Raw genomic sequence first — 26,571 nt, 5'->3', positions numbered from 1 at the left:
GGAATATAATATTCACCCAGGCGAGTGAAATTTTGTTTTGTAATCGCCATCACGTTTTCGCCAGGAGACAGCATGAACTGTTTGATTCGCATTCGTCAGCGTTACCCGGACCTCGCGCAAAGTGATAAAAAACTTGCGGATTACCTCCTCGCACAGCCGGATACTGCGCGTCATCTCAGTTCACAGCAACTCGCTTTTGAAGCGGGCGTCAGCCAGTCCAGCGTCGTGAAGTTCGCACAAAAAATGGGGTTTAAAGGGTTTCCCGCACTGAAACTGGCGATCAGCGAAGCACTGGCCAGTAATCCCAATCCCCATTCTATCCCAGTGCATAATCAGATCCGCGGCGACGACCCAATGCGTCTGGTTGGTGAAAAACTGATTCAGGAGAACGTTGCGGCCATGCACGCCACACTGGATATCAACAGCGAAGAAAAGCTGATGGAAAGCGTTGCCTTGTTACGCTCAGCCCGACGCATTGTCCTGACCGGAATTGGTGCCTCTGGGCTGGTTGCACAGAATTTTGCCTGGAAACTGCTGAAAATTGGTTTTAACGCGGTAGTGGAACGCGATATGCACGCACTGCTGGCAACGGTACAGGCGCTTTCGCCGGGCGATCTCCTGTTGGCGATTTCCTATACCGGGGAACGTCGTGAACTCAACCTGGCTGCGGATGAAACATTGCGCACCGGTGCCAAAATTCTTGCCATCACCGGATTTACACCCAATGCCCTGCAACAGCGAGCAAGCCATTGCCTGTATACGATTGCCGAAGAACAAGCGACGCGCAGCGCAGCAATTTCATCGACGCACGCACAGATGATGCTTACAGATTTATTGTTTATGGCGCTGGTTCAGCAAGATTTAGAACATGCTCCGGAACGAATTCGCCACAGTGAAGCGCTGGTAAAAAAACTGGTCTGAACAAAGAATGCGCGTATAATGCCCGCCCGATTTGTGATGTTTTGAGAGTTTCCTGATGGCCCTGTTAATCACTAAAAAGTGTATCAATTGCGATATGTGCGAACCCGAATGCCCGAATGAGGCGATTTCGATGGGTGAGAGCATCTACGAGATTAACAGCGACAAATGTACAGAATGCGTAGGCCATTACGACACACCAACCTGTCAGAAAGTGTGTCCGATCCCCAACACAATTTTGAAAGACCCGGCACATAGCGAAACCGAAGAACAGCTGTGGGATAAGTTTGTATTGATGCATCACGCGGATAAACTATAGCCGCGTCGCCATCCGGCGATGAAGCCTGATGGCGCTAACGCTTATCAGGCCTACCCAGCACCTGTAAAAAACGCATAACCCGTAGGCCGGATAAGACGCCTCGCCATCCGGCAACGTCCTGAAACTAGCTTTCGATAATCACCGTGGCACAAGCGTAGTGCCGTTCATCGGCCAGCGTTACATGCATATGCGCGACACCCAGTTTTTCCGCCAGTTTTAACGCCTCCCCCCATAACCGCAGACGCGGTTTACCGAGTTCATCGTTGAAGACTTCAAACTGATTAAACGCCAGCCCATTGCGAATGCCGGTACCGAAGGCTTTAGCTGCCGCCTCTTTTACCGCAAAGCGCTTTGCCAGAAAACGCACCGGTTGCTGATGCGTTTCCCAGATGGCCCATTCGTTGTCACTCAGGACCCGTCTGGCCAGGCGTTCACCGGAGCGGGAGATCACCGCCTCGATCCGCGCAATCTCCACGATATCCGTGCCTAAACCCAGAATCGCCATTAGCCACGCGCTTCCAGCATCAGACGTTTCATTTCCACTACCGCGTCCTTCAGCCCGCTCATCACCGCACGTCCGATAATGGCATGCCCAATGTTTAGTTCGTGCATTTCCGGGATCCGCGCAATGGCTTTAACGTTATGGTACGTCAAACCGTGACCGGCATTCACCTTCAGGCCCAGACTGGCAGCAAAAGTCGCCGCTTTAGCAATACGCGCCAGTTCACTCGCCTGTTCAGCATCGGTTTTCGCATCAGCATAGCAACCGGTATGAATCTCAATGAACGGAGCGCCCACGTCGGCAGCCGCTTTAATTTGTTCTTCATCCGCATCGATAAACAACGAGACCAGAATTCCGGCATCAGCCAGTCGCTTGCAGGCATCGCGCATTTTGTCGCGCTGCCCCGCAACGTCAAGCCCCCCTTCCGTCGTGACTTCCTGACGTTTTTCCGGCACCAGGCAGCAAAAATGCGGCTTCGTCTCTACGGCGATAGCCAGCATTTCTTCGGTTACCGCCATTTCCAGATTCATGCGCGTATCCAGCGTCTGGCGCAGAATACGTACGTCGCGATCGGTGATATGGCGACGGTCTTCACGCAGGTGTACGGTGATGCCATCCGCGCCAGCCTGTTCAACGATAAACGCTGCCTGAACCGGGTCCGGGTATGCGGTACCACGAGCATTACGTAAAGTGGCAATGTGGTCAATGTTGACGCCTAACAGTAATTCAGCCATGACAATCCTCGTTATTTTATTTTCGCTTCGGCAGAAACTGCCGGAATAATTCGCGGCTCTTTAAGGGCTTACCACCAAGATACGGCTTTAAGGCCATACGGGTAAAGCGTTTCGCAGCACGCAGCGTGTCAGCATCAGGAAATTCACGCGATTCAAGTGCTTTCAGATGGCGTCCGGTAAAGGTGCTGTTATCGATAACAACACTGGCGATAAATCCTTTTTCTTCCCGATAGCGGTAGGTCATGGTGTCATCTACCGGCTCGCCGCTGCCCGCACAGTGGGTGAAATCCACGCCGTAGCCCAGGTGGCCAAGTAAGGCCAGTTCAAAGCGACGCAGCGCCGGCTCTGGCGAACCTGTCGCGCCAGCCAGTGCCTGAATGCAGTTCAGGTAGTCGAAAAAGAGTTCAGAAAAACGGGTTTCATACTCAAGCACACGCGAGATGAGTTCATTGATGTACAGGCCGCTGTACAACGTGATACCGCTAAGGGGGAGTGCCAGAGATACGGCTTCCGCACTGCGCAAGGTTTTCACCTCACCACGGCCGCCAAAGCGAAGTAACAGCGGGGTAAAAGGCTGGAGTGCGCCTTTCAGGTTGGAACGTTTAGAACGTGCGCCTTTGGCGACAAGGCGCACGCGGCCAGACTCTTCCGTGAAGACATCCAGCACGAGACTGGTTTCGCTCCACGGGCGGCTATGTAAGACAAAGGCGCGTTGCCATCCTTCCATCATAATACTCGTCGTCTTTCAAGTTGCAGGTGCGTTGGCTGCGCCCGTTCACCCCAGTCACTTACGAGAGTAAGCTCCCGGGGATTCGCGGACTTGCCGCCTTCCTGCACCTCGAAAGCCATAGAGTATTAAAACTACTGGTCGTCGCCGTAACCGAGGCTGCGCAGCGCGCGTTCGTCATCGGCCCAGCCGGATTTCACTTTCACCCACAACTCCAGGTGTACAGGCGCTTCGAACATCTCCTGCATGTCTTTACGGGCTTCAATGCCGATGGTTTTGATTTTGGCACCTTTATTACCAATCACCATCTTCTTCTGCCCTTCACGCTCAACGAGGATCAGACCGTTGATGTCGTAACCGCCGCGCTCATTAGAAATAAAACGCTCAATTTCGACGGTGACAGAATAAGGTAGCTCAGCACCCAGGAAACGCATCAGTTTTTCGCGGATGATCTCAGAGGCCATAAAACGCTGGGAGCGATCGGTGATGTAATCTTCCGGGAAGTGATGAATCGCTTCCGGCAGATGTTTACGCACGATGCCCGCGATAGTATCGACATTCAGTCCAGTTTCGGCAGACATCGGGACGATATCGAGGAAATTCATCTGGCTTGCCAGGAACTGCAGGTGTGGCAACAGATCGGCCTTCTCCTGGACGTTATCCACTTTATTCACAGCCAGAATAACCGGAACCTTACCGTCACGCAGTTTGTTGAGCACCATCTCGTCGTCCGGCGTCCAGCGTGTGCCTTCCACGACAAAAATGACCAGCTCAACGTCACCGATAGAACTGCTTGCCGCTTTGTTCATCAGACGGTTGATGGCACGTTTCTCTTCCATATGTAGACCCGGGGTATCAACATAAATTGCCTGATACGCGCCTTCAGTATGGATGCCAACAATACGGTGACGAGTCGTCTGTGCCTTACGTGAGGTAATAGAAATCTTCTGCCCAAGCAGATTATTCAACAGGGTGGATTTGCCAACGTTCGGGCGACCGACGATGGCAATAAATCCGCAGTAAGTTTTCTCTTCGCTCATTCCAGCTCCAGTTTTTTCAACGCCTGTTCGGCGGCAGCCTGCTCAGCCTTACGACGGCTCGAACCTGTGCCAACCACCGGTTCACTCAGGCCGCTGACCTGGCAGTGGATTGTAAATTCTTGATCGTGCGCTTCGCCACGGACCTGCACCACCAGATAAGACGGCAACGGCAGGTGGCGACCCTGCAAATATTCCTGCAAGCGCGTTTTCGGATCTTTTTGTTTGTCGCCCGGACTAATTTCGTCCAGACGCGTTTGATACCAGTTCAGGATCAGCTGTTCAACCGTCTGAATATCGCTGTCGAGGAAGACCCCACCGATCAACGCTTCGACGGTATCCGCCAAAATTGATTCGCGACGAAAACCGCCGCTTTTCAATTCACCCGGCCCCAGGCGTAAACATTCACCGAGGTCAAATTCACGGGCTAATTCAGCCAGCGTATTTCCACGCACCAGCGTGGCGCGCATGCGGCTCATGTCACCTTCATCCACACGCGGGAAACGGTGATACAGCGCATTCGCAATAACAAAGCTCAAAATAGAGTCGCCTAAAAATTCTAAACGCTCGTTATGTTTGCTGCTGGCACTACGGTGAGTTAATGCCTGCTGCAACAGCTCCTGATGATTAAAAGTGTAGCCCAGCTTCCGTTGAAGCCGATTAATTACGATGGGATTCATGCGATACCAATAAATGAATGCGTCAACAATTCAGCACACGAAACAGACCTGATATACACCCGTCATTAGAGATGACCAATGCTGTTTCGTGTGCCGTGGCAACCTGACGGTGCCAACCTAAAACTTCGGGGGAATATTCTATACACAACGACAAGGGATGTCGTTAGTCTGAGGGAATTAATCCGAGAAATAATTCACGCTGTCGTTATTAAGACGACAGCGTGAACAATTATCAGCAATTAGTGGATACCACCAATGCGGCTCAAACGAACGCCGGTTGGCCACTCACCTTCTTGTTTGTCGAAACTCATCCAGATTGCGGTCGCTTTACCTACCAGATTCGCTTCCGGTACAAATCCCCAATAACGGCTGTCCGCGCTGTTGTCACGGTTATCACCCATCATGAAGTAATGCCCCGGTGGAACGATCCAGGTGGCTAACTGCTGACCCGGCTGACGGTAATACATCCCCACCTGATCCTGCGCGATTGGCACCATCAGAATGCGGTGTGTTACCTCACCCAGCGTTTCTTTACGCTCGGTCAGGCGAATACCGTTGTCTTTCGTTTCGTTCAGCGGAACCTCAAAGAAACCGCTGGTCGCTTCCCCGCCGTTACGGCGAGCAAACGTCTGCACAAAATCACTTGGCTGAACATCAGAGTACGTTACCGGCAGCGCGTTTTCACACGCCTGACCAGAACTGCATCCTGGCTGAATAGTGACCTCTTTCGCCACCGGATCGTACGTCACTTTGTCTCCCGGTAAACCGACAGCACGTTTGATGTAGTCCAGACGTGGATCTTCCGGGTATTTAAATACCACGATGTCACCGCGTTTCGGGTGGCCTGTTTCGATTAGCGTCTTCTGATAAATAGGATCTTTAATTCCGTAGGCAAATTTCTCTACCAGAATAAAATCACCAATCAACAGTGTTGGCATCATCGAACCCGACGGGATCTGGAATGGTTCATAAATAAATGAGCGCACCACCAGCACAATAGCCAGTACCGGGAAAACGGATGCACCGGTTTCCAGCCAGCCCGGCTTAGGGGCCACTTTTTTCAGCGTCGCTTTATCCAGTGAATCGCCTGCAGCGGCCTGTGCCGCAGCCTGGCGCACCCGGCGTTTTGGCGCGAAGACAAACTTATCTACGCACCATAAAATGCCCGTCACCAGTGTGGCAATCACCAGAATCAGGGCAAACATGTTCGCCATGCCAACTCCTTAAGATTATTTGCTGTCTTTACCGACATGCAGAATAGCGAGGAAGGCTTCCTGCGGCAGTTCGACGTTACCGATCTGCTTCATTCGCTTTTTACCCTCTTTCTGTTTTTGCAGCAGCTTTTTCTTACGGCTGATATCACCACCGTAGCACTTAGCCAGAACGTTTTTACGCAGCTGTTTAACCGTTGAACGCGCAATGATGTGCGTACCAATGGCCGCCTGAATTGCGATATCAAACTGCTGACGTGGGATCAGATCTTTCATCTTCTCGACCAGTTCACGGCCGCGGCTCTGGGAGTTATCGCGGTGAGTAATCAGCGCCAGCGCATCGACGCGTTCGTTGTTGATGAGAACATCAACACGTACCATGTCGGAGGCCTGGAAACGTTTGAAGTTATAATCCAGCGACGCGTAGCCACGAGAGGTCGACTTCAGACGATCGAAGAAGTCGAGGACCACTTCTGCCATTGGAATTTCATAGGTCAGCGCAACCTGGTTACCGTGGTAAACCATGTTGGTCTGTACACCACGCTTCTCGATACACAGCGTAATAACGTTGCCGAGGTATGCCTGCGGCAGCAGCATATGACATTCAGCAATCGGCTCGCGCAGTTCGTAGATGTTGTTCAGTGGTGGCAGCTTGGACGGGCTATCGACGTAGATAGTCTCTTTCGCGGTGGTTTCCACTTCGTAAACTACGGTCGGCGCGGTGGTGATCAGATCAAGATCGTATTCACGTTCTAAACGCTCCTGAATGATCTCCATGTGCAGCAGCCCCAGGAAGCCACAGCGGAAGCCGAAGCCCAGCGCGGTAGAACTTTCCGGTTCGTAGAACAGGGAAGCATCGTTCAGGCTCAGCTTACCAAGCGCATCACGGAAGTTTTCGTAGTCGTCGGAGCTGACCGGGAACAGACCCGCGTATACCTGCGGCTTCACTTTTTTAAAGCCAGGCAGGGGTTTATCCGCCGGGTTACGCGCCAGTGTCAGGGTATCGCCTACCGGTGCACCGAGGATGTCTTTAATGGCGCAAACTAACCAACCTACCTCGCCACACTTCAGTTCGGTACGGTCAACCTGTTTCGGCGTAAAGATACCCAGGCGGTCGGCGTTGTAGACCTGACCGGTACTCATCACTTTGATTTTGTCGCCTTTACGCATGGTACCGTTTTTAATACGGACCAGCGAGACCACACCGAGATAGTTATCGAACCAGGAGTCGATGATCAACGCCTGTAACGGGCCTTCCGGGTCACCTTCCGGCGGCGGAATATCACGTACCAGACGTTCAAGAACGTCGGTCACGCCAACACCGGTTTTCGCCGAGCAACGGACTGCGTCAGCCGCATCGATACCGACGATATCTTCAATCTCTTCCGCCACACGCTCTGGATCGGCGGCTGGCAGGTCAATTTTGTTCAGTACCGGCACCACTTCCAGATCCATTTCCATGGCGGTATAGCAGTTAGCCAGTGTTTGCGCTTCAACACCCTGCCCGGCATCAACGACCAGCAGTGCGCCTTCACAGGCAGCAAGCGAGCGAGAAACTTCATAAGAGAAGTCAACGTGGCCCGGGGTGTCGATAAAGTTAAGCTGGTAGGTTTCACCATCAGATGCTTTGAAATCGAGCGTCACGCTCTGCGCTTTGATAGTAATACCGCGCTCACGCTCAAGATCCATCGAGTCGAGAACCTGCGCTTCCATTTCACGGTCAGACAGGCCACCGCAGATCTGGATAATACGGTCAGACAGCGTCGATTTACCGTGGTCGATGTGAGCTATGATTGAAAAGTTACGTATGTTCTTCATATAGTGTAATTATTGTGCCTTACGCCTGCCTGGGCAGGCTCTGAGAAGTCGCTGTTCTGAGCTTAACGTCTGTTTTAGTGAAACGCCGCATTCTACACTACATCGCCGAGGCGAGGAAATGTTCATAGAGCAAGGATAGCGGGAACTGGAAACAACTTTGCAAAGTCAGTGAAACTTTTGCCGGATGGCGGCATAAACGCCTTATCCGGCCTACTTCTGCATCTGAGGACGCTGTAGGCCTGATAAGCGCAGCGCCATCAGGCAAAGATATCACTGCTGGGTTTCAACACGAATAAGATCGGGCGGGAGAGCTACGTTGAGAATAACCGGTTGCCAGGCTTCGCGCTCAGCAAGCTTACGGGAATATCCTCGCGCAATCAGGAATCCCCCCACGCCGCCCAGTATCGCCCCGCTGAGTGCGGCGATATCGCTGCCAAACAGCACCTGAAACAGCGCAGCAAAAATAAAGAGTCCCGCCAGCGGAGACATATACACTAGCATCGCCGAGCCTAACAGACTCCCTTCGGCAATACCCAGTTCAACTTTTTGCCCTGGCGTCAGCGGTTCATCGCTGGGTACCACGATAGTATGCGTTGTTTGCGGCCCCAGTTTGTTCAGCACACGACTGCCGCATCCAGCCCGCGACGCGCAGCTGCTACACGATGCTTTAACATCGCAGCTGACCGTCGCCAGGCCATTTTGCCAGGAAACAACCGTTGCCCATTCTTTAATCATTGCGCGGCCCTGAACTTAATATTGTCCGCGATACGCTTTGCCGTTTGCGGCGGGAGCTCGCCCACAATGGTGATTTCGGCGTTATCCCGCACGGTAGTACTGACCGTTCGGCGTCCGGTGCGCAGCAGTTGATCGGCGCTGTTTTGCGACGCGCGGTTCACGTTCACAGAAAAACTGAACAGGCCATCAGAATACAAGCGCGATTCAATCGGCATGTTATCCATTGTCGGCAGTGGACGTCGGCTGCTGGAGACTTCACTGAATCCTTGTGGTAACCACGATGGACTCCAGTTGAAGTTAGTTTTCTCCCCCGCTGGAACAGACAGTAACGGCGGAAGATTTGCTTTCGCCAGCGTCTGCATGCTGTCGCTAACCCCGTTATTGACGGTAAAGGCGATAACGCGGAATTGTTCAAGCGTTTCGCCATCCCGATCGAGGAGATCGACACGCATTGGCAGCTTAGTTTCGGTGTCCATCCAGACGATGTAGCTGTAACGCGTACCGTCACGCGCGACCACGCGGATAACTTCACAGAGTCGGTCTGCAATACGCGTGCGGCCTACCGCGATAAAATCATAGTAGGGAGCAAGACGTTTAAAGTCGGTGTAAATCAGGGATGGCAGAGAATCAACGATATAGTCGCCATTCAGCGTGAATGGTTCGAGTCCTGGCTCAAAGTAACTGATTTCGTTGCCACGTTGCACCACTTCCCGGCGCGGTCCATCCATTTGCAACAACTGTGCAAGAGGGCGGTTGTCCTGGCGGGCATGGCGATAACGTAGGGATTCAACGCCCTGTTTATTGATGCTGACAAATGACAGCTCATAGGTGAGCGACTGGCTGGCCAGATTCATCTGCTGCAACAACGCCCCGGACGCAGGATTGGCCGAGGCGTTTACAGAGAAGAACAGGCTACCAGCCACAAGTGACATGGCAAACCAAAGTTGCTTCATTACTGCGATTGCGTTCCTAAAGTTTGAATTCCTGGCACCTGGACAGCGGCTTGCTGTGTTTGCGCCTGCTCAAACTGAAGCTGTTCGGAGTGCAGTCGACGTTGCAGTTCGTAATCTTGCAACATGGCATTAATACGACGACGCTGCTCCTGTACCTGCTGTTGCTGACCGCCACTGGCTGTCGCGTCAGAAGGTACACCCAGGCTCACCGGACTGGCTTTACCCATCATCGGTAATGTATTAAATACCGGCGTTTCGGGCTGCTGGGACGTTTCAGATTGTCCATTATAGTGCTGGACGCCAACAATAACTGCAAGTGATACACACGCGGCCACACCCATTTGGGTAAGCTGCGCGGCCCACGGGCGCATTTTCTTCCAGAATGGCATTTTCTGCCACTGATGCGGTGCTGGCTGGGCCTCAGGGATCAATGGCGCCGCCTGACGTACTGGCTCATCTGCGATGGCAGCCATTACGCGGTCGGAAATATCGAAATGGAGAACGTCGGCGGTATCACCTCGCATAGAATCGCGAATCAGGTGATAACTCTCCCAGGTTTTTTGCATTTCCGGGTCATGAGTCAGCTCTTTGAGTAACTCAGTGTCCAGCGTTTCGCCATCCATTAAAGCGGAAAGTTTTTCTTTCTGCATGCCTAATACCTTTTCCAGTATCCCGCTATCGTCAACGCCTGATAAGCGGTTGAACTTTATTATCAATAGCTTCCCTCGCTCGGAAGATACGTGAACGCACCGTACCCACCGGACAATCCATGATAGCGGCTATCTCTTCATAGCTCAGGCCATCCAGCTCCCGCAAGGTTATTGCCATGCGTAAATCTTCCGGGAGGGACTCAATAGTTCGGAAAACTATCTGTCTCAGTTCTTCTGACAACATTAAGTTCTCAGGGTTCGAAATTTCTTTCAGTGCTCCGCCACTTTCGTAATTTTCTGCTTCAATTGCATCTATATCACTGGAAGGTGGACGACGCCCCTGAGCGACCAGGTAATTCTTCGCTGTATTGACTGCAATACGATACAGCCAGGTATAAAAAGCACTATCTCCCCGGAACGAATCCAGCGCACGATAGGCCTTGATAAATGCTTCTTGTACAACATCGGGAACATCGCCCGAAGGTACATAGCGGGAAACCAGACTCGCCACTTTATGCTGGTAGCGAACCACCAGTAAGTTAAAGGCTTTCTGATCTCCCTTCTGGACCCGTTCAACCAGGACCTGGTCCGTTAACTGCTCGCTCATCCGAGGTAAAGTCTCCCCAAACCAAATTTCCACGCGCTTTCGAAACGCCACTCCATAAGCTTCACTATGAGCAAGCAAAAGCTTAGAGTGCTCAAGTTTCGTAAAGTTCCGTTACGCATTTGTTTTTGTTTGTCATGTTGTAGACAGGTCTTATCTCTCATTATAAGTCTACATAACCCGATCAACGCACTATCTGTATAGAAATGCCCATTTCACCGCTTGCAGAGTAACCCAACAGCCACTTTATTTCACCTCATAATCTGATGCTAACGGCCTGCTTCACAAAATATTTTTGCTCTTTCACTCCGCCCCATGCCTTTCCTCTATGTTTAGCCGTTGCAACACAGTTAAAAATAAAACGTGCAGTATCGCGCAATGTGGTGCTATGGTGACCAAACACTGTTTAGTAAATTAAACAAAAATCATGAATACGACTCCTGAATTATCCTGTGACGTGCTGATCATTGGCAGCGGAGCTGCCGGACTCTCACTGGCGCTACGCCTGGCTGAAAAACATCAGGTCATTGTCCTGAGCAAAGGGCCGGTTAGCGAAGGCTCGACATTTTATGCTCAGGGTGGCATCGCCGCCGTTTTTGATGAAACCGACAGCATTGACTCCCACGTTGAAGACACGCTGATTGCAGGAGCCGGTCTTTGCGATCGTCATGCCGTTGAGTTTGTTGCCAGCAACGCCCGTTCATGTGTCCAGTGGCTGATTGATCAAGGCGTCTTATTTGATACTCAGGTTCAGCCCAACGGCGAAGAAAGCTATCACCTGACCCGAGAAGGCGGCCATAGCCATCGGCGGATCCTGCATGCGGCAGATGCCACCGGTAAAGAGGTCGAAACCACGTTGGTCAGCCAGGCGCAAAATCATCCGAATATTCGGGTGCTGGAGCGCAGTAACGCTGTGGACCTGATCATCTCAGATAAAATTGGTCTACCGGGGACACGCAGGGTTGTTGGAGCATGGATTTGGAACCGGAATAAAGAGGCTGTTGAAACCTGTCATGCGAAGTCAGTCGTGCTGGCTACCGGCGGTGCTTCTAAAGTGTATCAATACACCACCAACCCGGATATTTCCTCCGGTGATGGGATAGCCATGGCCTGGCGTGCGGGTTGCCGCGTTGCCAATCTCGAATTTAACCAGTTTCACCCAACCGCGCTGTATCATCCACAAGCGCGCAATTTTCTGCTGACAGAAGCGCTACGCGGGGAAGGCGCGCACCTGAAACGCCCGGATGGCTCACGCTTTATGCCCGACTTTGACAAGCGCGGCGAGCTGGCCCCGCGTGATATTGTCGCCCGTGCCATCGACCATGAGATGAAGCGTTTGGGCGCTGACTGCATGTTCCTCGACATCAGCCATAAACCCGAAGAATTTGTCCGCCAGCATTTCCCGATGATTTATGAAAAACTGTTAGGCCTGGGTATTGATCTGACCAAAGAGCCGGTCCCCATCGTCCCCGCAGCACACTATACCTGCGGCGGTGTGATGGTTGATGACTTTGGCCGCACAGATGTCGACGGTTTATACGCAATCGGCGAAGTGAGCTATACCGGTCTGCATGGTGCCAATCGCATGGCGTCGAACTCGCTGCTGGAGTGTCTGGTGTATGGCTGGTCTGCAGCGGAAGATATTGACCGCAGAATGCCCTATGCCCGCGGCGTTAACTCCCTCCCAAGTTGGGATGAAAGTCGGGTAGAAAACCCGGATGAATTGGTTGTTATCCAGCATAACTGGCATGAGTTACGGCTATTTATGTGGGATTACGTCGGCATCGTGCGTACAACTAAACGTCTGGAGCGCGCCCTGCGCCGTATCACGATGCTACAGCAGGAAATCGACGAATATTACGCCCATTTCCGCGTGTCGAATAATTTGCTGGAACTGCGCAATCTGGTGCAGGTAGCCGAGTTAATTGTACGCTGTGCGATGATGCGCAAAGAAAGTCGGGGCCTGCACTACACGCTGGATTATCCAGAGCAGCTTCCTGAATCAGGCCCGTCCATTCTCTCGCCGTTAAACCATCACATAAACAGATAAAATGCCTGGGTCAGCGCCGTGTAGCCTTCAGAATAACGCTGGTCTGACCCACGGATAACCAGCCTGTCGCTAAAGTACTCCCCGGTCTGCGGGGAGAATGCCAGCAAAACCCGATGCGGTAACCGGGCTTCAGTTTCGGCGACATCCGTACGCAAACGCAAATGCCAACCCATGCTTAATGCCTGCTGGGTAAACGCGTTGCCAATTTGCTCCGGCAGCACCACACAAAAAAAACCTTCTTCGGTAATGCTGTCAGCCGCCAGCGTGAGCAATGCTTGGTGATCGAGCGTGGTGGTATAGCGTGCCTGCTCGCGCTGCGGTGTAGCACATTCCACACCCTGTTCATAATAGGGTGGATTGCTGATAATCAGGTCAAAACGTACGGTCTGACGCGGTACCCATTGCTGAGCATCCTCTGAATGCACCGCCACACGATGCATCCAAGGAGATTGCGCAATGTTTTCCTGCGCCTGCTGCGCAGCATCAACATCAAGCTCAACAGCATCTATGATGACGTTTTCGTCTGTACGTTGGGCCAGCATCAGCGCCAGCAAGCCACTCCCGGTACCAATATCAAGGATCCGTTTTACGCCGGCCACAGGAGCCCAGGCACCCAATAAAATACCGTCCGTTCCGACTTTCATTGCACAACGATCGTGTGCCACAAAAAACTGCTTAAAAGTAAACCCATTACGCCGAAGTACGGATGTAGACTGAGGCATGAAGAACAACCTTCCTGGGAAAAAAACGATAACATAGGATAAAAACAATACCTGAGAAGGTATATCCATACAAACAGATGAAGATTGCAGCCGTAACGTCTATAATCAGCGCCCCACTCAGAGGTAGAACATGACTGTAACGACTTTTTCCGAACTTGAACTCGATGAAAGCCTGCTGGAAGCCCTCCAGGAAAAAGGTTTCACTCGCCCGACCGCCATTCAGGCTGCCGCCATTCCGCCTGCGCTCGATGGCCGTGATGTACTCGGTTCTGCGCCGACAGGCACCGGTAAAACGGCGGCATATTTGCTGCCAGCGTTGCAGCACCTGCTCGACTTCCCGCGCAAGAAATCCGGTCCGCCGCGCATTTTAATCCTGACACCGACGCGCGAACTGGCGATGCAGGTTGCCGAACACGCCCGTGAGCTGGCAAAGAATACGCATCTGGATATTGCTACCATTACCGGCGGCGTGGCTTACATGAACCACATGGAAGTCTTTAGCGAAAACCAGGACATCGTGGTCGCCACCACGGGTCGCCTGCTGCAGTACATTAAAGAAGAAAACTTCGACTGTCATGCGGTTGAGACACTGATCCTCGATGAAGCAGACCGCATGCTGGACATGGGCTTTGCCCAGGACATCGAACATATCGCCGGTGAAACCCGCTGGCGTAAGCAAACTATGCTGTTCTCCGCCACGCTGGAAGGCGACGCGATCAAAGATTTTGCCGAGCGTCTGCTGGAAGATCCGGTCGAAGTCTCAGCGGATCCGTCCACCCGCGAACGCAAGAAGATCCATCAGTTTTACTACCGTGCCGATGATATCGAGCACAAAACTGCCATGCTGATCCATCTGCTAAAACAGCCGGAAGCGACCCGCTCAATTGTCTTTGTACGCAAACGCGAACGTGTGCACGAGCTGGCAGGTTGGCTGCGCCAGGCTGGCATTAATAACTGCTATCTCGAAGGCGAGATGGTGCAGATTAAGCGTAACGAAGCGATTAAACGCCTGACCGATGGTCGCGTGAACGTGCTGGTAGCAACTGACGTTGCCGCACGCGGGATCGATATTCCTGACGTCAGCCACGTGTTTAACTTCGACATGCCGCGCAGCGGCGATGCCTATCTGCACCGCATTGGCCGTACTGGTCGTGCCGGGCGGAAAGGTACCGCGATTTCACTGGTTGAAGCGCATGACCACCTGTTACTCGGCAAAGCGAGTCGTTATATTGACGAGCCATTGAAGGCACGCGTCATTGATGAACTGCGTCCAACCACGCGTGCGCCAAGTGAGAAGTCTAACGGCAAGCCATCCAAGAAAGTGCTGGCGAAACGTGCAGAGAAAAAAGCAAAAGAGAAAGAGAAGCCGCGGGTGAAAAAACGTCACCGCGACGCCAAGAATATCGGCAAACGTCGTAAACCGAGCGGAGCTGCTACCCAGCAGTCCGACAAAGAGTAAGCAGAATGCCGGGCCAGTCAGCCCGGCATTTTTTCATGTACAGCAAAGCTCTCTGTAATACATTCCATAAAAACCCGCATCGCCGGGCTAACGACTTTTCCGGCATGATGTGCGCACAATGCGGTAATCAGTTCAGGCTTTTCACTGAACGGCAACTCGATTAATTCTCCCGAGTGTAATTCCTTCTCAACGGTAAACCGCGGTAAAAAACTGACACCAAGATTCGCAGAGACACACTGCTTGATGCTTTCGATACTCCATAGCTCAATAGTATTCTCCAGCGTAATCTGTCGCTTACGCAGCAGACTTTCAAAACGCTGTCTAAAAATACATTGTGGTTCATTAATAATAAAACTGCAGGGAATATGCTGATTATACTGAGTGAAATCAACGTCCTGAAGAGCCGGAGAGGCGACCAGTGCCAGTGACTGTTCACCCAGTGACAGCATCTCAAGCGCATCATCATTTCCCACCCGATAAAACACCCCCAGATCTACCTCATCACCCAGCAGAGCATCACGAATGACATAACAATTGAGCGATTGTAGGGACAACCGAACATCAGGAGCGCGTTGTTTAAAGCGCTGTAAAACCTGCGGCATTTTATAGGCCAGCAGCGTTTCTCCGGTTGCGACGCGGAGATCGCCGCTCGGCTGTGCATCTTGTTGCGCCGTCTGACGTATCGATGCCATCACGCGAGTCAGGTCATGTATATGTGGCATCAGCCGTTTCCCCTCACTGGTGAGACACATCCGCCGGCCAATTTTTTCGAATAACTGTATTGAGAGTTCTTGTTCAAGCTGTTGAATATGAAACGTTACGGTTGATTGCGTACAGCAAAGCTTTTGTGAAGCCCGAAGGAATGAGCCCTCTTCCACTACCGTTTTTAGCGTAATAAACCGACGTAAATCCATCCTCACCAACCTATCGAAATTATCGAATTCAAGATGCAAAAACATTCATTTTTTTAAATGTTGTGTCTCGGGTACTGTCTGCTAAAACAGAGGAGATAACAAGTGACACCCATGCTTTTAAGTGCATTCTGGACCTATACACTGATTACTGCGCTAACACCCGGCCCGAATAATATCCTCGCGCTCAGTGCGGCGACATCACATGGCTTGCGTCAGAGCACGCGTGTTCTGGCAGGAATGAGTCTGGGCTTTTTAATCGTCATGCTGCTGTGCGCCGGTATCTCGTTTTCGCTGGCCGTCCTGGATCCGGCTATCATTCATTGGCTGAGTTGGGCAGGGGCAGCCTACATTTTATGGCTGGCCATGAAAATCGCCACCAGCCCAGCCTCAAACGATAGCCTACAGGCGGAACCGATTAGCTTTTGGGCGAGTTTTGGTTTGCAATTTGTAAACGTCAAAATCATTTTGTACGGCATTACCGCGTTATCCACGTTTGTGTTGCCATACACCCAGGATGCTTACTGGTTGGTTGGTGTCAGTATTCTGCTGGCGCTGATTGGAACGTTTGGCAATGCCTGCTGGGCGCTGGCTGGTCATCTTTTTCAGCGTATCTTCCGCCACTATGGACGGCAGCTGAATATCGTTCTGGCACTACTGTTGGTTTATTGTGCGGTGAGGATTTTTTACTAACGGATGTGAAAAGGCGGAAGATGCACTAACATCTTCCGCCTTCTGATTTTCTGCTAATCGGGGTTACTCCCCGCGAGCCTTACAGGCTCTCAGTAAAGGTACGAGCAATAACGTCGCGCTGCTGTTCTGGAGTCAGCGAGTTAAAACGTACTGCATAACCAGAAACACGGATGGTCAGCTGCGGATATTTTTCCGGGTGCTTAACTGCATCTTCCAGTGTTTCACGACGCAGAACGTTAACGTTCAGGTGCTGACCACCTTCTACACGAACTTCTGGCTGTACATCTACCGGTACTTCACGGTATTCGATTTCACCCAGTTTGCTGACGGCAACGACTTCATCAGCGTTGAAACCTGCTTTCGCAACGATGCAGCGTGCTTCGCCTTTTTCGCTGTCCAGCAGCCAGAAAGAGTTCAGCAGGTCGTCGTTTGCAGCTTTAGTAATCTGGATACCTGTAATCATGTTGATGCCTCCCCGGCAAAATTATTTGATTTCGGTTGGCCTCATCCGGCCAATTGGTAAAACCATTGTTGCTTGAGTGTATATATACCCCTCACACACCCTTGAATCTTTGATTTAAATCAATAAAAACCACACATGAAAAGTGGTGATAGGTGGATTTTATTGTTTTACATCAACTTACACCATGTGCACAGGTAAACTTTTTACATAAATTTTCAACTATCTTTAAGGGGTAGCGCTTTGAGAAACGTGCAGAATTTTGCGCCGTTGAAAGAAGCAGTTAAGCTATGGGGATTGAAAAAATCGCAGGAGAGCGAGATGGCCACCGAATTAACCTGGCACGATGTGCTGGCTGAAGAGAAACAGCAGCCCTATTTTGTGAACACGCTGCATACCGTTGCCGGCGAACGCCAGTCAGGTATGACAATTTATCCGCCACAAAAAGATGTGTTTAACGCTTTTCGCTTTACTGAGCTTGGCGACGTTAAAGTTGTCATTCTGGGACAAGATCCATACCACGGTCCAGGGCAGGCCCATGGTCTGGCTTTCTCTGTACGTCCAGGCATCGCCACTCCGCCGTCATTACTGAACATGTATAAAGAGCTGGAAGCCACCATCCCGGGATTTACCCGTCCGACACATGGATACCTGGAGAGTTGGGCTCGTCAGGGGGTGCTGCTACTGAACACCGTTCTCACCGTTCGGGCGGGTCAGGCACATTCGCACGCCAGCCTGGGTTGGGAAACCTTTACCGATAAAGTCATTAGCCTGATTAACGAACATCGTGAAGGCGTTGTTTTCCTGCTTTGGGGCTCTCACGCGCAGAAGAAAGGGGCCATTATTGATGCACAGCGCCACCATGTGCTGAAAGCGCCGCACCCGTCCCCCCTTTCTGCCCATCGCGGTTTCTTTGGCTGCAATCACTTTGTGCTGGCAAATGAATGGCTGGAACAACGGGGAGAAAAGCCGATCGACTGGATGCCGGTATTGCCGGCGGAGAGCGAGTAAAAAAATGCCAGCGAGTCGCTGGCATTTTTATTATCAGGCTTTGTTCTGACGCCACCACTCCGCGAGCAGCACACCTGTCGCAACGGAGACGTTAAGCGTTTCTACGTTGCCAGTACCGTCAATCGCCACGCACAGATCGTCTGCTGAGCAAGCTGCTTCTGGCAGAGCTTCACGCTCGCGGCCTAACACCAGCACCATTTTTTCTGGCAGCGTGGTGTTAAATAGCGGCTTACCTTTGTCGCTTGAGGTCATGACGACGGTGTAACCCGCCTGGCGGAAATCATCCAGTACATCCACAATACTGTCGCCAGTAATGGGTTGTACATGCTCAGCACCACCTTCAGCGGTACGGATAGCCGCACCTGATTCCAGTAATGCTGCGTCCTGTACTACTACGCCTTTTACGCCGAAGTGCGCACAGCTACGCATCATACCGCCCAGGTTATGCGGGTTTGCGATATCTTCCAGCGCCAGCACACAATCCTGCGCTCCGGCCTGAGCAACCCACTGCTTAACGGTAGTACCGTTACGTTTTTTGATCAGGAAGCAAACACCGCCATGGTGCTCAGTACCAGACGCCTTCGCCAGTTCAGCCTCATCCACTACGTGATAGGCTTTGCGGTTTGCAGCCATCCAGCGCAATGCTTCTTTGAATCGCGGGGTGACGCTCTGAATAAACCAGGCGCGGACGATGGCGTCCGGGCGGCTCTGGAAAAGCGCCTGACACGCATTTTCGCCATAAACACGGGTTTCTTCCGCGCGCTGACGACGCAGTACTTCAGGATCGATAAAGCTCTTACCGCTGATGCCACCATGATCGGCTTTATCCGCAGTATCATCATTCGGTGCGCGGGATACGGTACGCCACGGTGAATCTTCACGTCTGCGATCGCGTTCTACATCACGGTCACGACCACGTTCACGACCGCGTTCACTGTTCGGCCCCTTTCTGTCATCACGGGCAGGGCGACGACCGCCTTCGGCTCGGGAAGTACCGGGGCGACCGCCGCCTTTGCCAGTACGTGGATTTTGGGTGCGTTTATCCGAGTCATCGTCACTGCGGACGTACATCACTTTGACCTTGCCGTTTTTGTTCTTCAGTTCGTCGCTCATGTTTTTCTCCACCTGCTCTGCGCGAAGCGCGCAGATTACCCGATGTGCACGTCGTTAGCCATTATTTCATTTAAAAGCTAATGACTATTGTACTCATTGAATAAAACGCATTGTTGTTTAAAACAGTCTCTCCGATAATATGTAACATAATAGAAACATACTGGCGTCATTGCCGCGAAGTCCACCCTACTCATCCAGAGGTTAGTTATGAATACCGTTTGTACCAGCTGCCAGGCTATCAACCGCATTCCCGACGATCGTGTTCAGGAAGCGGCCAAATGCGGACGCTGTGGTCACGACCTGTTTGACGGGGAGGTGATCAATGCGACCGGTGAAACGCTGGATAAGCTGCTAAAAGACGATCTTCCGGTGGTAGTTGATTTTTGGGCACCATGGTGTGGCCCGTGCCGTAACTTCGCACCTATTTTTGAAGATGTCGCGGAAGAGCGTAGCGGTAAAGTGCGTTTTGTTAAAGTGAATACGGAAGCCGAGCGTGAACTCAGCGCCCGTTTCGGTATCCGCAGCATTCCGACCATCATGATCTTCAGAAAAGGTGAAATCGTCGACATGCTTAACGGCGCTGTACCAAAAGCCCCGTTTGATAGCTGGCTTAACGAATCATTATAATCTCTGCGGGGCGCATCTTGTGCCCCGTTTTCACCTCTGCGACAATAGCGTTTTTCAACGTGTTTCCCCATGACCGATAACGCTGTTCTTCAGTTACGCGCTGAGCGCCTTGCGCGCGCCACGCGCCCTTTCCTTGCCCGAGGTAATCGCATTCGCCGCTGTCAGCGTTGTCTGCTACCGCTGAAACTCTGCCTGTGCGCAACATGGGTGCCTTCTCAGGCCAAAAGCCGTTTTTGTCTGATGATGTTCGATACCGAACCGATGAAGCCCAGTAACACAGGACGCTTGATTGCCGATATTTTACCCAATACCACGGCTTTTCAGTGGTCACGCACCGAGCCGCCGCAGGCGCTGCTGGAACTGGTGAAAAATCCGGATTACCAGCCGATGGTTGTATTCCCCGCGTCTTATGCCGGTGAAGAACGTGAAGTCATTTTCACACCGCCAGCCGGTAAACCACCCTTGTTTATCATGCTTGATGGCACCTGGCCGGAAGCACGTAAAATGTTCCGTAAAAGTCCCTACCTCGACAACCTGCCGGTGATCTCCGTCGATCTATCGCGCCTTTCCGCATACCACCTGCGCGGGGTGCACGCCGAGGGACAGTACTGCACTGCCGAAGTCGCCATTGCCTTACTGGATTTGGCAGGGGATACGCAAGCGGCTGAAGGCTTAAGCGCTCACTTCACGCGCTTTAAAACACGCTACCTGGCAGGAAAAACTCAACATCAGGGAAGCGTCACAGCAGACTCAACAGAAAGCGTTTAAAATCATTCGGTCACTGGAGTCATTAAGGAAGCCGATATGAGTCAACGTGGTCTGGAAGCGCTACTGCGACCGAAATCCATTGCCGTGATTGGGGCATCAATGAAGCCCAATCGAGCAGGATACCTGATGATGCGTAACCTGCTGGCAGGCGGGTTCAACGGCCCCGTTTTACCAGTGACCCCCGCCTGGAAAGCCGTGTTGGGCGTACTGGCCTGGCCTAATATTGGCAGCCTGCCTTTTTCTCCTGACCTGGCCATTTTGTGTACCAATGCCAGCCGTAATCTGGCGTTACTGGAAGCACTGGGCGAGAAAGGCTGCAAAACCTGCATTATTCTCTCGGCTCCCGCGGCACAGCATGCTGAACTGCTGGCCTGCGCATCACGTTATAAAATTCGTCTACTTGGCCCTAACAGTCTCGGGCTTCTGGCCCCCTGGCAAGGACTTAACGCCAGCTTTTCTCCCGTTCCGATTAAACGCGGCAAGCTTGCTTTTATCTCCCAGTCAGCGGCGATTTCCAACACCATTCTGGACTGGGCGCAGCAGCGCGACATGGGGTTTTCCTGGTTTATCGCGCTGGGCGACAGCCTGGATATTGATGTTGATGAACTACTCGACTACCTGGCTCGCGACAGCAAAACCAGCGCAATATTGCTCTACCTCGAACATTTAAGCGATGCCCGGCGTTTTGTCTCCGCTGCGCGCAGCGCCTCGCGTAACAAACCTATTCTGGTGATTAAAAGTGGCCGTAGCCCCGCAGCACAGCGTTTACTGCATACCAGTTCCGGAATGGACCCAGCCTGGGATGCGGCGATTCAACGTGCTGGTTTATTGCGCGTACAGGACACTCATGAACTTTTCTCGGCGGTCGAAACCCTGAGCCACATGCGCCCACTACGTGGCGACAGACTGATGATCATCAGCAATGGGGCCGCTCCCGCGGCGCTGGCATTAGATGAACTGTGGTCGCGAAACGGTAAGCTGGCCGCGCTGAGTGAGGAAACCTGCCAGAAATTACGCGATGCCTTACCTGCTCACGTGGATATCGCCAACCCACTGGATCTGCGTGACGATGCCAGCAGCGAACACTACGTTAAGACACTGGATATTTTACTCGCCAGTCAGGATTTCGACGCACTGATGGTCATTCACTCCCCCAGCGCGGCAGCCCCCGGAACCGAGAGCGCACAGGCGCTAATTGAAGCCGTCAAACATCATCCGCGAGGTAAGTTCGTCTCCTTGCTGACCAACTGGTGCGGCGAGTTTTCATCCCAGGAAGCTCGCAGGCTGTTTAGTGAAGCCGGATTACCCACCTATCGTACGCCGGAAGGTACCATTACGGCCTTCATGCATATGGTTGAATATCGGCGTAACCAGAAGCAACTGCGCGAAACACCAGCCCTACCCGATAGCCTGACCGCCAACACCGCCGAGGCGCATAATCTGTTACAGCAGGCGATTGCTGAGGGCGCGACATCGCTGGATACCCATGAAGTACAGCCGATTTTGCAAGCCTATGGTTTACACACTCTACCAACCTGGATCGCCAGCGACAGTGCGGAAGCCGTACACATTGCAGAACAAATCGGTTACCCGGTAGCACTGAAGCTTCGCTCTCCTGATATCCCACATAAGTCAGAAGTTCAGGGGGTTATGTTGTACCTGCGTACGGCAACAGAAGTGCAGCAGGCCGCGAATGCGATTTTTGATCGGGTAAAAATGGCCTGGCCACAGGCACGTATCCACGGTTTGTTAGTACAAAGTATGGCTAACCGCGCCGGTGCTCAGGAGCTGCGCGTCGTCGTCGAACATGACCCTGTGTTTGGCCCACTGATTATGTTGGGTGAAGGCGGAGTTGAGTGGCGACCGGAAGAACAAGCTGTTGTCGCATTGCCGCCACTCAACATGAACCTGGCGCGTTATCTGGTGATCCAGGGGATCAAAAACAAAAAGATCCGCGCCCGCAGCGCACTACGTCCACTGGATATCGCCGGGTTAAGCCAGCTTCTGGTGCAGGTCTCCAACCTGATCGTCGATTGTCCGGAAATTCAGCGCCTGGATATCCATCCTCTGCTGGCCTCTGCTGGGGAATTTACTGCACTGGACGTCACACTGGATATTGCCCCTTTCACGGGCGATAACGAAAGCAGGCTGGCGGTACGCCCTTATCCCCATCAGCTTGAAGAGTGGGTCGAGATGAAAAACGGCGAGCGCTGTCTGTTTCGCCCTATTCTTCCGGAAGATGAACCCTATCTGCAGCAGTTCATTTCACAGGTGACGAAAGAAGATCTTTACTATCGCTACTTCAGTGAGATCAACGAATTCACCCATGAAGATTTAGCTAACATGACGCAGATCGACTACGATCGGGAAATGGCCTTTGTGGCCGTGCGTTGTCGTGATAACCACGAAGAGATCCTCGGCGTGACACGGGCTATCTCCGATCCGGATAATATCGATGCGGAATTTGCCGTACTGGTTCGTTCAGATCTCAAAGGGCTGGGTTTAGGTCGTCGGTTGATGGAAAAGTTGATTGCATACACTCGAGATCACGGACTTAGACGTTTAAATGGTATTACGATGCCAAACAATCGTGGGATGGTCGCCCTGGCCCGAAAACTCGGGTTTGATGTCGACGTCCAGCTCGAAGAGGGAATTGTTGGGCTAACGCTGAATCTGGCCCAATATGAGGAATCGTGAGTAAGGTACTGGAAATGTTGACCACATTCATGGGTACTGGTGGTATCATTGCCCGCTTATGTCGTCTGCAAAGCACAGAGGACCCTTCAATGAACAGAGAAGAAATGCACTGTGATGTTGTCAAAATTTAAGCGTAATAAACATCAACAACACCTTGCCCAACTACCTAAGATTTCTCAGTCAGTTGATGATGTAGATTTCTTTTATGCTCCCGCAAATTTCAGGGAGACTCTGCTGGAGAAAATAGCCAGCGCGACGCGACGGATCTGCATTATTGCGCTGTACCTGGAACAGGATGACGGCGGTAAAGGCATACTCGACGCGCTCTATGCGGCAAAGCGGCAGCGTCCTGAACTGGATATTCGGGTGCTTGTCGACTGGCATCGAGCCCAGCGTGGACGCATTGGTGTTGCGGCATCCAATACCAACGCTGACTGGTATTGCCGCATGGCGCAAGAAAACCCTGGTATCGATATCCCTGTCTACGGCGTGCCAATTAACACCCGCGAAGCGCTTGGTGTTCTGCATTTTAAAGGCTTTATCATTGATGATAGCGTCCTGTATAGCGGGGCCAGTCTGAACGATGTTTACTTACACCAACATGATAAATACCGCTATGACCGCTATCAGCTGATTCGCAACGCGAAGATGGCCGATATCATGTACGAGTGGGTTACTCAGAACCTGATGAATGGGCGCGGCGTTAATCGTCTTGATGATATCCATCGTCCTAAAAGTCCGGAAATTAAAAACGATATCCGCCTGTACCGTCAGGAATTGCGCGATGCCTCCTTCCATTTCCAGGGAGATGCGGATAATGAGCAACTGTCGGTCACGCCGCTGGTTGGGCTCGGTAAATCCAGTCTGTTAAATAAGACTATTTTCCACCTCATGCCCTGTGCGGAGCACAAACTCACCATTTGTACGCCTTATTTCAACCTGCCAGCCATCCTGGTGCGCAATATCATTCAACTGCTGCGTGAAGGGAAAAAGGTCGAAATCATTGTCGGTGATAAAACCGCCAACGACTTTTTCATTCCTGAAGATGAGCCATTCAAGATCATCGGTGCGCTGCCTTATCTGTATGAAATAAATCTGCGCCGTTTCCTGAGCAGACTGCAGTATTACGTGAATACCGATCAGCTCGTCGTACGCTTATGGAAAGACGATGACAACACCTATCATCTGAAAGGCATGTGGGTTGATGATAAATGGATGCTGCTTACCGGCAATAATCTTAACCCCCGCGCCTGGCGGCTGGATTTGGAAAACGCCATTCTTATCCATGATCCCCAGCAGGAACTGACTCCCCAGCGTGATAAAGAGCTGGAGCTTATCCGCACGCACACCACCGTCGTGAAACACTATCGCGACTTGCAAAGTATTGCTGACTATCCGGTGAAAGTGCGCAAGCTTATCCGTCGATTACGCCGTATTCGAATCGACAGATTAATCAGCCGTATTCTGTAATCAAGACCCCGTCCAGTGACGGGGTTTTTCCTATGGAGGCAACGGTGCGCCTGTGTATTCTTGCCAGTGTTTTGCTTCTTTCCGGTTGTAGTCACATGGCTAACGACAGCTGGAGTGGGCAAGACAAAGCTCAACACTTTATCGCCTCGGCCATGCTTGCCGCAGCGGGGAACGAGTATGCACAGCATCAGGGAAACAGTCGCGATCGTAGCGCAGCTATCGGTTTGATGTTCTCAGTCAGCCTGGGTGCATCAAAAGAGCTGTGGGACAGCCGCCCCGCTGGGAGCGGCTGGAGCTGGAAAGACTTCGCCTGGGATGTGGCGGGCGCATCAACCGGCTATGCCGTTTGGCAACTGGCACATCATTAGAGGCGTAAGCCTTTTCCCTTACTGTGTAACATCAGCGAAACCAGGAATGCGACCACCGCCATCGCAGTGACATACCAGAAGAATGACGTTTCCATGCCGACAGATTTTAGGGATAACGCGACATATTCAGCCGACCCCCCAAACAGGGCATTGGCTACCGCATACGATAATCCCACCCCCAACGCACGGACCTGCGCTGGAAACATCTCTGCCTTCAGTATCCCGCTGATGGAGGTATAGAAACTGACGATCAACAAGGCGCACATCACAAGGACAAATGCCACAAACGGAGAACTCACATTTTGCAGCGCAGACAGAATAGGTACAGTGAAAATCGTCGCCAGCGCACCAAAACATAGCATTGAAGTCCGTCGGCCTATTTTATCTGACAACGCACCGAACAGCGGTTGTACCAACATAAACACGCACAATGCGGCCGTCATAATGCCGCTGGCCACGTTGGCATGCATACCCGCCGTATTAACCAGATATTTCTGCATGTAGGTCGTAAACGTATAAAAACACAGAGAACCAGCAGCGGTAAAGCCAAGTACCATGACAAAGGCTTTGCGATTACGCCACAACCCTTTCAGAGACCCCGCTTCTTTCAACGCACGGACATCCTGTTTTGATGTTTCATCCAGTTGACGACGCAGCCACAATGCCACAATCGCCAATACAGCGCCCAGCGCAAACGGAATACGCCAGCCCCAGGCTCTGAGCGCAGAATCTTCCAGGGTTTGCTGTAATATGACCACAACCAGCAATGCCAGTAACTGCCCGCCGATTAATGTCACGTACTGGAATGAAGCATAAAAACCTTTCTTACCTTCAACGGCTACTTCACTCATGTAAGTCGCGCTAGTACCGTATTCCCCACCAACGGACAGCCCCTGGAATAATCTGGCCAGCAGTAATAGTGCGGGAGCCCAGGTGCCGATCGTCTCATATCCAGGCAGACAGGCGATCACCAGCGATCCCATGCACATCATGCAGACAGATAACAGCATGGACTTTTTACGTCCGTGTTTATCTGCAATACGACCAAAAAGCCATCCTCCGATTGGCCGCATCAGAAAGCCTGCAGCGAAAACTCCGGCGGTTTGTAACAATTGAGTGGTGGTATTTCCGGAAGGAAAAAAGATGTGGGCAAAATAAAGGGAACAGAAAGAGTAGATATAGAAATCAAACCATTCAACCAGATTCCCTGACGATGCACCAACAATTGCCCATATACGACGCCGGGTGTCGCCATCTGCCAGCGCCCCGTTCTCAGTTACACTGCTATCAGCCATTAGAATTGTACCCCTGCCAGGATCTTATGAATCTATCAA

Annotated in this window: 28 protein-coding genes; 11 read left to right on the top strand and 17 right to left on the bottom strand. The window is 52.0% G+C overall.

The window, feature by feature from the left end:
• Window positions 1-72 precede the first annotated feature (72 nt).
• Together NNO02_RS15925 and NNO02_RS15920 are read left to right on the top strand one after the other, a co-directional pair.
• Window positions 73-921: a MurR/RpiR family transcriptional regulator gene (locus NNO02_RS15925; protein ID WP_048210891.1), complete on the top strand. Its 849-nt coding sequence runs from the start codon at window positions 73-75 to the stop codon at window positions 919-921.
• A gap of 55 nt (window positions 922-976) precedes the next feature.
• Window positions 977-1,237, top strand: a complete 261-nt coding sequence (locus tag NNO02_RS15920; protein WP_137383471.1) for a YfhL family 4Fe-4S dicluster ferredoxin — start codon at window positions 977-979, stop codon at window positions 1,235-1,237.
• A 124-nt stretch (window positions 1,238-1,361) separates the two neighbouring features.
• Here the strand turns inward: NNO02_RS15920 and acpS are convergent, their stop codons facing one another.
• The 12 genes from acpS to rseD form a co-directional block, all read right to left on the bottom strand.
• Window positions 1,362-1,742 carry a holo-ACP synthase gene (acpS, locus tag NNO02_RS15915; RefSeq protein WP_005130319.1) on the bottom strand — a complete coding sequence of 127 codons (381 nt, stop codon included), beginning with the start codon at window positions 1,740-1,742 and terminating at the stop codon, window positions 1,362-1,364.
• Window positions 1,742-2,473 (bottom strand): pyridoxine 5'-phosphate synthase, encoded by a 732-nt coding sequence (pdxJ, locus tag NNO02_RS15910; protein WP_137383470.1) that lies wholly within the window; start codon window positions 2,471-2,473, stop codon window positions 1,742-1,744. Before pdxJ ends, acpS begins: the two co-directional genes overlap by 1 nt.
• Window positions 2,474-2,489: 16 nt before the next feature.
• Complete coding sequence (gene recO / locus NNO02_RS15905; protein WP_137383480.1) at window positions 2,490-3,200, bottom strand: DNA repair protein RecO; 711 nt, start codon at window positions 3,198-3,200, stop codon at window positions 2,490-2,492.
• A 134-nt stretch (window positions 3,201-3,334) separates the two neighbouring features.
• Window positions 3,335-4,240, bottom strand: a complete 906-nt coding sequence (gene era / locus NNO02_RS15900; protein ID WP_271440665.1) for a GTPase Era — start codon at window positions 4,238-4,240, stop codon at window positions 3,335-3,337.
• The gene (gene rnc / locus NNO02_RS15895; RefSeq protein ID WP_003037579.1) at window positions 4,237-4,917 is read right to left on the bottom strand and encodes a ribonuclease III; all 681 of its coding nucleotides are present in this window, start codon (window positions 4,915-4,917) and stop codon (window positions 4,237-4,239) included. Before rnc ends, era begins: the two co-directional genes overlap by 4 nt.
• Window positions 4,918-5,156: 239 nt before the next feature.
• Window positions 5,157-6,131, bottom strand: a complete 975-nt coding sequence (lepB, locus tag NNO02_RS15890) for a signal peptidase I (protein WP_271455221.1) — start codon at window positions 6,129-6,131, stop codon at window positions 5,157-5,159.
• A 15-nt stretch (window positions 6,132-6,146) separates the two neighbouring features.
• On the bottom strand, window positions 6,147-7,946 hold the full coding sequence (gene lepA, locus NNO02_RS15885; RefSeq protein WP_005130327.1) for a translation elongation factor 4: 1,800 nt from the start codon (window positions 7,944-7,946) through the stop codon (window positions 6,147-6,149).
• 270 nt (window positions 7,947-8,216) lie between these two features.
• On the bottom strand, window positions 8,217-8,681 hold the full coding sequence (gene rseC, locus NNO02_RS15880) for a SoxR-reducing system protein RseC (RefSeq protein WP_202038023.1): 465 nt from the start codon (window positions 8,679-8,681) through the stop codon (window positions 8,217-8,219).
• The gene (gene rseB, locus NNO02_RS15875; RefSeq protein ID WP_048210886.1) at window positions 8,678-9,634 is read right to left on the bottom strand and encodes a sigma-E factor regulatory protein RseB; all 957 of its coding nucleotides are present in this window, start codon (window positions 9,632-9,634) and stop codon (window positions 8,678-8,680) included. The genes rseC and rseB overlap by 4 nt, the downstream gene beginning before the upstream one ends.
• Complete coding sequence (gene rseA / locus NNO02_RS15870; protein ID WP_271440664.1) at window positions 9,634-10,284, bottom strand: anti-sigma-E factor RseA; 651 nt, start codon at window positions 10,282-10,284, stop codon at window positions 9,634-9,636. The genes rseB and rseA overlap by 1 nt, the downstream gene beginning before the upstream one ends.
• A 31-nt stretch (window positions 10,285-10,315) precedes the next feature.
• A complete protein-coding gene (gene rpoE, locus NNO02_RS15865) occupies window positions 10,316-10,891 on the bottom strand; it encodes an RNA polymerase sigma factor RpoE (RefSeq protein WP_003037573.1) in 576 nt (191 codons plus the stop codon).
• The gene (gene rseD, locus NNO02_RS15860) at window positions 10,888-11,052 is read right to left on the bottom strand and encodes a rpoE leader peptide RseD (RefSeq protein ID WP_124022090.1); all 165 of its coding nucleotides are present in this window, start codon (window positions 11,050-11,052) and stop codon (window positions 10,888-10,890) included. The genes rpoE and rseD overlap by 4 nt, the downstream gene beginning before the upstream one ends.
• Before the next feature lie 263 nt (window positions 11,053-11,315).
• Here rseD and nadB point away from each other — a divergent pair, with 263 nt between their 5' ends.
• Window positions 11,316-12,938, top strand: a complete 1,623-nt coding sequence (nadB, locus tag NNO02_RS15855; protein ID WP_271455220.1) for an L-aspartate oxidase — start codon at window positions 11,316-11,318, stop codon at window positions 12,936-12,938.
• Here nadB and trmN read toward each other — a convergent pair.
• Entirely contained in the window at window positions 12,923-13,660 is a 738-nt protein-coding gene (trmN, locus tag NNO02_RS15850) for a tRNA(1)(Val) (adenine(37)-N(6))-methyltransferase TrmN (protein ID WP_271455219.1), read from the bottom strand. The genes nadB and trmN overlap by 16 nt on opposite strands.
• Window positions 13,661-13,790: 130 nt before the next feature.
• Between trmN and srmB the strand changes: the two genes are divergently transcribed.
• Window positions 13,791-15,119, top strand: a complete 1,329-nt coding sequence (srmB, locus tag NNO02_RS15845) for an ATP-dependent RNA helicase SrmB (protein WP_271440661.1) — start codon at window positions 13,791-13,793, stop codon at window positions 15,117-15,119.
• Window positions 15,120-15,136: 17 nt separating this feature from the next.
• Here the strand turns inward: srmB and NNO02_RS15840 are convergent, their stop codons facing one another.
• The gene (locus NNO02_RS15840) at window positions 15,137-16,033 is read right to left on the bottom strand and encodes a LysR family transcriptional regulator (protein WP_271455218.1); all 897 of its coding nucleotides are present in this window, start codon (window positions 16,031-16,033) and stop codon (window positions 15,137-15,139) included.
• Between the two features lie 102 nt (window positions 16,034-16,135).
• On the opposite strand from NNO02_RS15840, the gene eamB reads away from it, so the two are divergent.
• Entirely contained in the window at window positions 16,136-16,723 is a 588-nt protein-coding gene (eamB, locus tag NNO02_RS15835; RefSeq protein ID WP_271455217.1) for a cysteine/O-acetylserine transporter, read from the top strand.
• 79 nt (window positions 16,724-16,802) lie between these two features.
• Here the strand turns inward: eamB and grcA are convergent, their stop codons facing one another.
• A complete protein-coding gene (gene grcA / locus NNO02_RS15830; RefSeq protein WP_003037563.1) occupies window positions 16,803-17,186 on the bottom strand; it encodes an autonomous glycyl radical cofactor GrcA in 384 nt (127 codons plus the stop codon).
• Between the two features lie 318 nt (window positions 17,187-17,504).
• Here grcA and ung point away from each other — a divergent pair, with 318 nt between their 5' ends.
• Entirely contained in the window at window positions 17,505-18,194 is a 690-nt protein-coding gene (gene ung / locus NNO02_RS15825) for a uracil-DNA glycosylase (RefSeq protein WP_137383463.1), read from the top strand.
• Between the two features lie 33 nt (window positions 18,195-18,227).
• On the opposite strand, the gene NNO02_RS15820 is transcribed toward ung, so the two are convergent.
• The gene (locus tag NNO02_RS15820; protein ID WP_271440657.1) at window positions 18,228-19,307 is read right to left on the bottom strand and encodes a tRNA/rRNA methyltransferase; all 1,080 of its coding nucleotides are present in this window, start codon (window positions 19,305-19,307) and stop codon (window positions 18,228-18,230) included.
• Window positions 19,308-19,514: 207 nt separating this feature from the next.
• Between NNO02_RS15820 and trxC the strand changes: the two genes are divergently transcribed.
• The 5 genes from trxC (at window position 19,515) to NNO02_RS15790 (ending at window position 25,237) form a co-directional block, all read left to right on the top strand.
• Entirely contained in the window at window positions 19,515-19,934 is a 420-nt protein-coding gene (gene trxC / locus NNO02_RS15815; protein ID WP_003037559.1) for a thioredoxin TrxC, read from the top strand.
• Window positions 19,935-20,003: 69 nt separating this feature from the next.
• Window positions 20,004-20,702: a tRNA-uridine aminocarboxypropyltransferase gene (tapT, locus tag NNO02_RS15810; protein WP_271455216.1), complete on the top strand. Its 699-nt coding sequence runs from the start codon at window positions 20,004-20,006 to the stop codon at window positions 20,700-20,702.
• 36 nt (window positions 20,703-20,738) lie between these two features.
• Window positions 20,739-23,399, top strand: coding sequence for a bifunctional acetate--CoA ligase family protein/GNAT family N-acetyltransferase (locus NNO02_RS15805; RefSeq protein WP_271455215.1), 2,661 nt, complete (start codon window positions 20,739-20,741; stop codon window positions 23,397-23,399).
• Window positions 23,400-23,513: 114 nt separating this feature from the next.
• Window positions 23,514-24,869, top strand: a complete 1,356-nt coding sequence (pssA, locus tag NNO02_RS15795) for a CDP-diacylglycerol--serine O-phosphatidyltransferase (protein WP_271440707.1) — start codon at window positions 23,514-23,516, stop codon at window positions 24,867-24,869.
• A gap of 32 nt (window positions 24,870-24,901) precedes the next feature.
• Complete coding sequence (locus NNO02_RS15790; protein ID WP_411961633.1) at window positions 24,902-25,237, top strand: YfiM family lipoprotein; 336 nt, start codon at window positions 24,902-24,904, stop codon at window positions 25,235-25,237.
• On the opposite strand, the gene NNO02_RS15785 is transcribed toward NNO02_RS15790, so the two are convergent.
• Complete coding sequence (locus NNO02_RS15785) at window positions 25,234-26,532, bottom strand: MFS transporter (protein WP_271440654.1); 1,299 nt, start codon at window positions 26,530-26,532, stop codon at window positions 25,234-25,236. The two genes, NNO02_RS15790 and NNO02_RS15785, sit on opposite strands and share 4 nt — an antisense overlap.
• Window positions 26,533-26,571 lie beyond the last annotated feature (39 nt).

It is taken from the genome of Citrobacter sp. Awk 2 (assembly GCF_028069815.1).
In the GTDB taxonomy this organism is placed as follows: Bacteria; Pseudomonadota; Gammaproteobacteria; order Enterobacterales; family Enterobacteriaceae; genus Citrobacter.
This window is presented reverse-complemented; position numbering and strand designations above follow the sequence as displayed.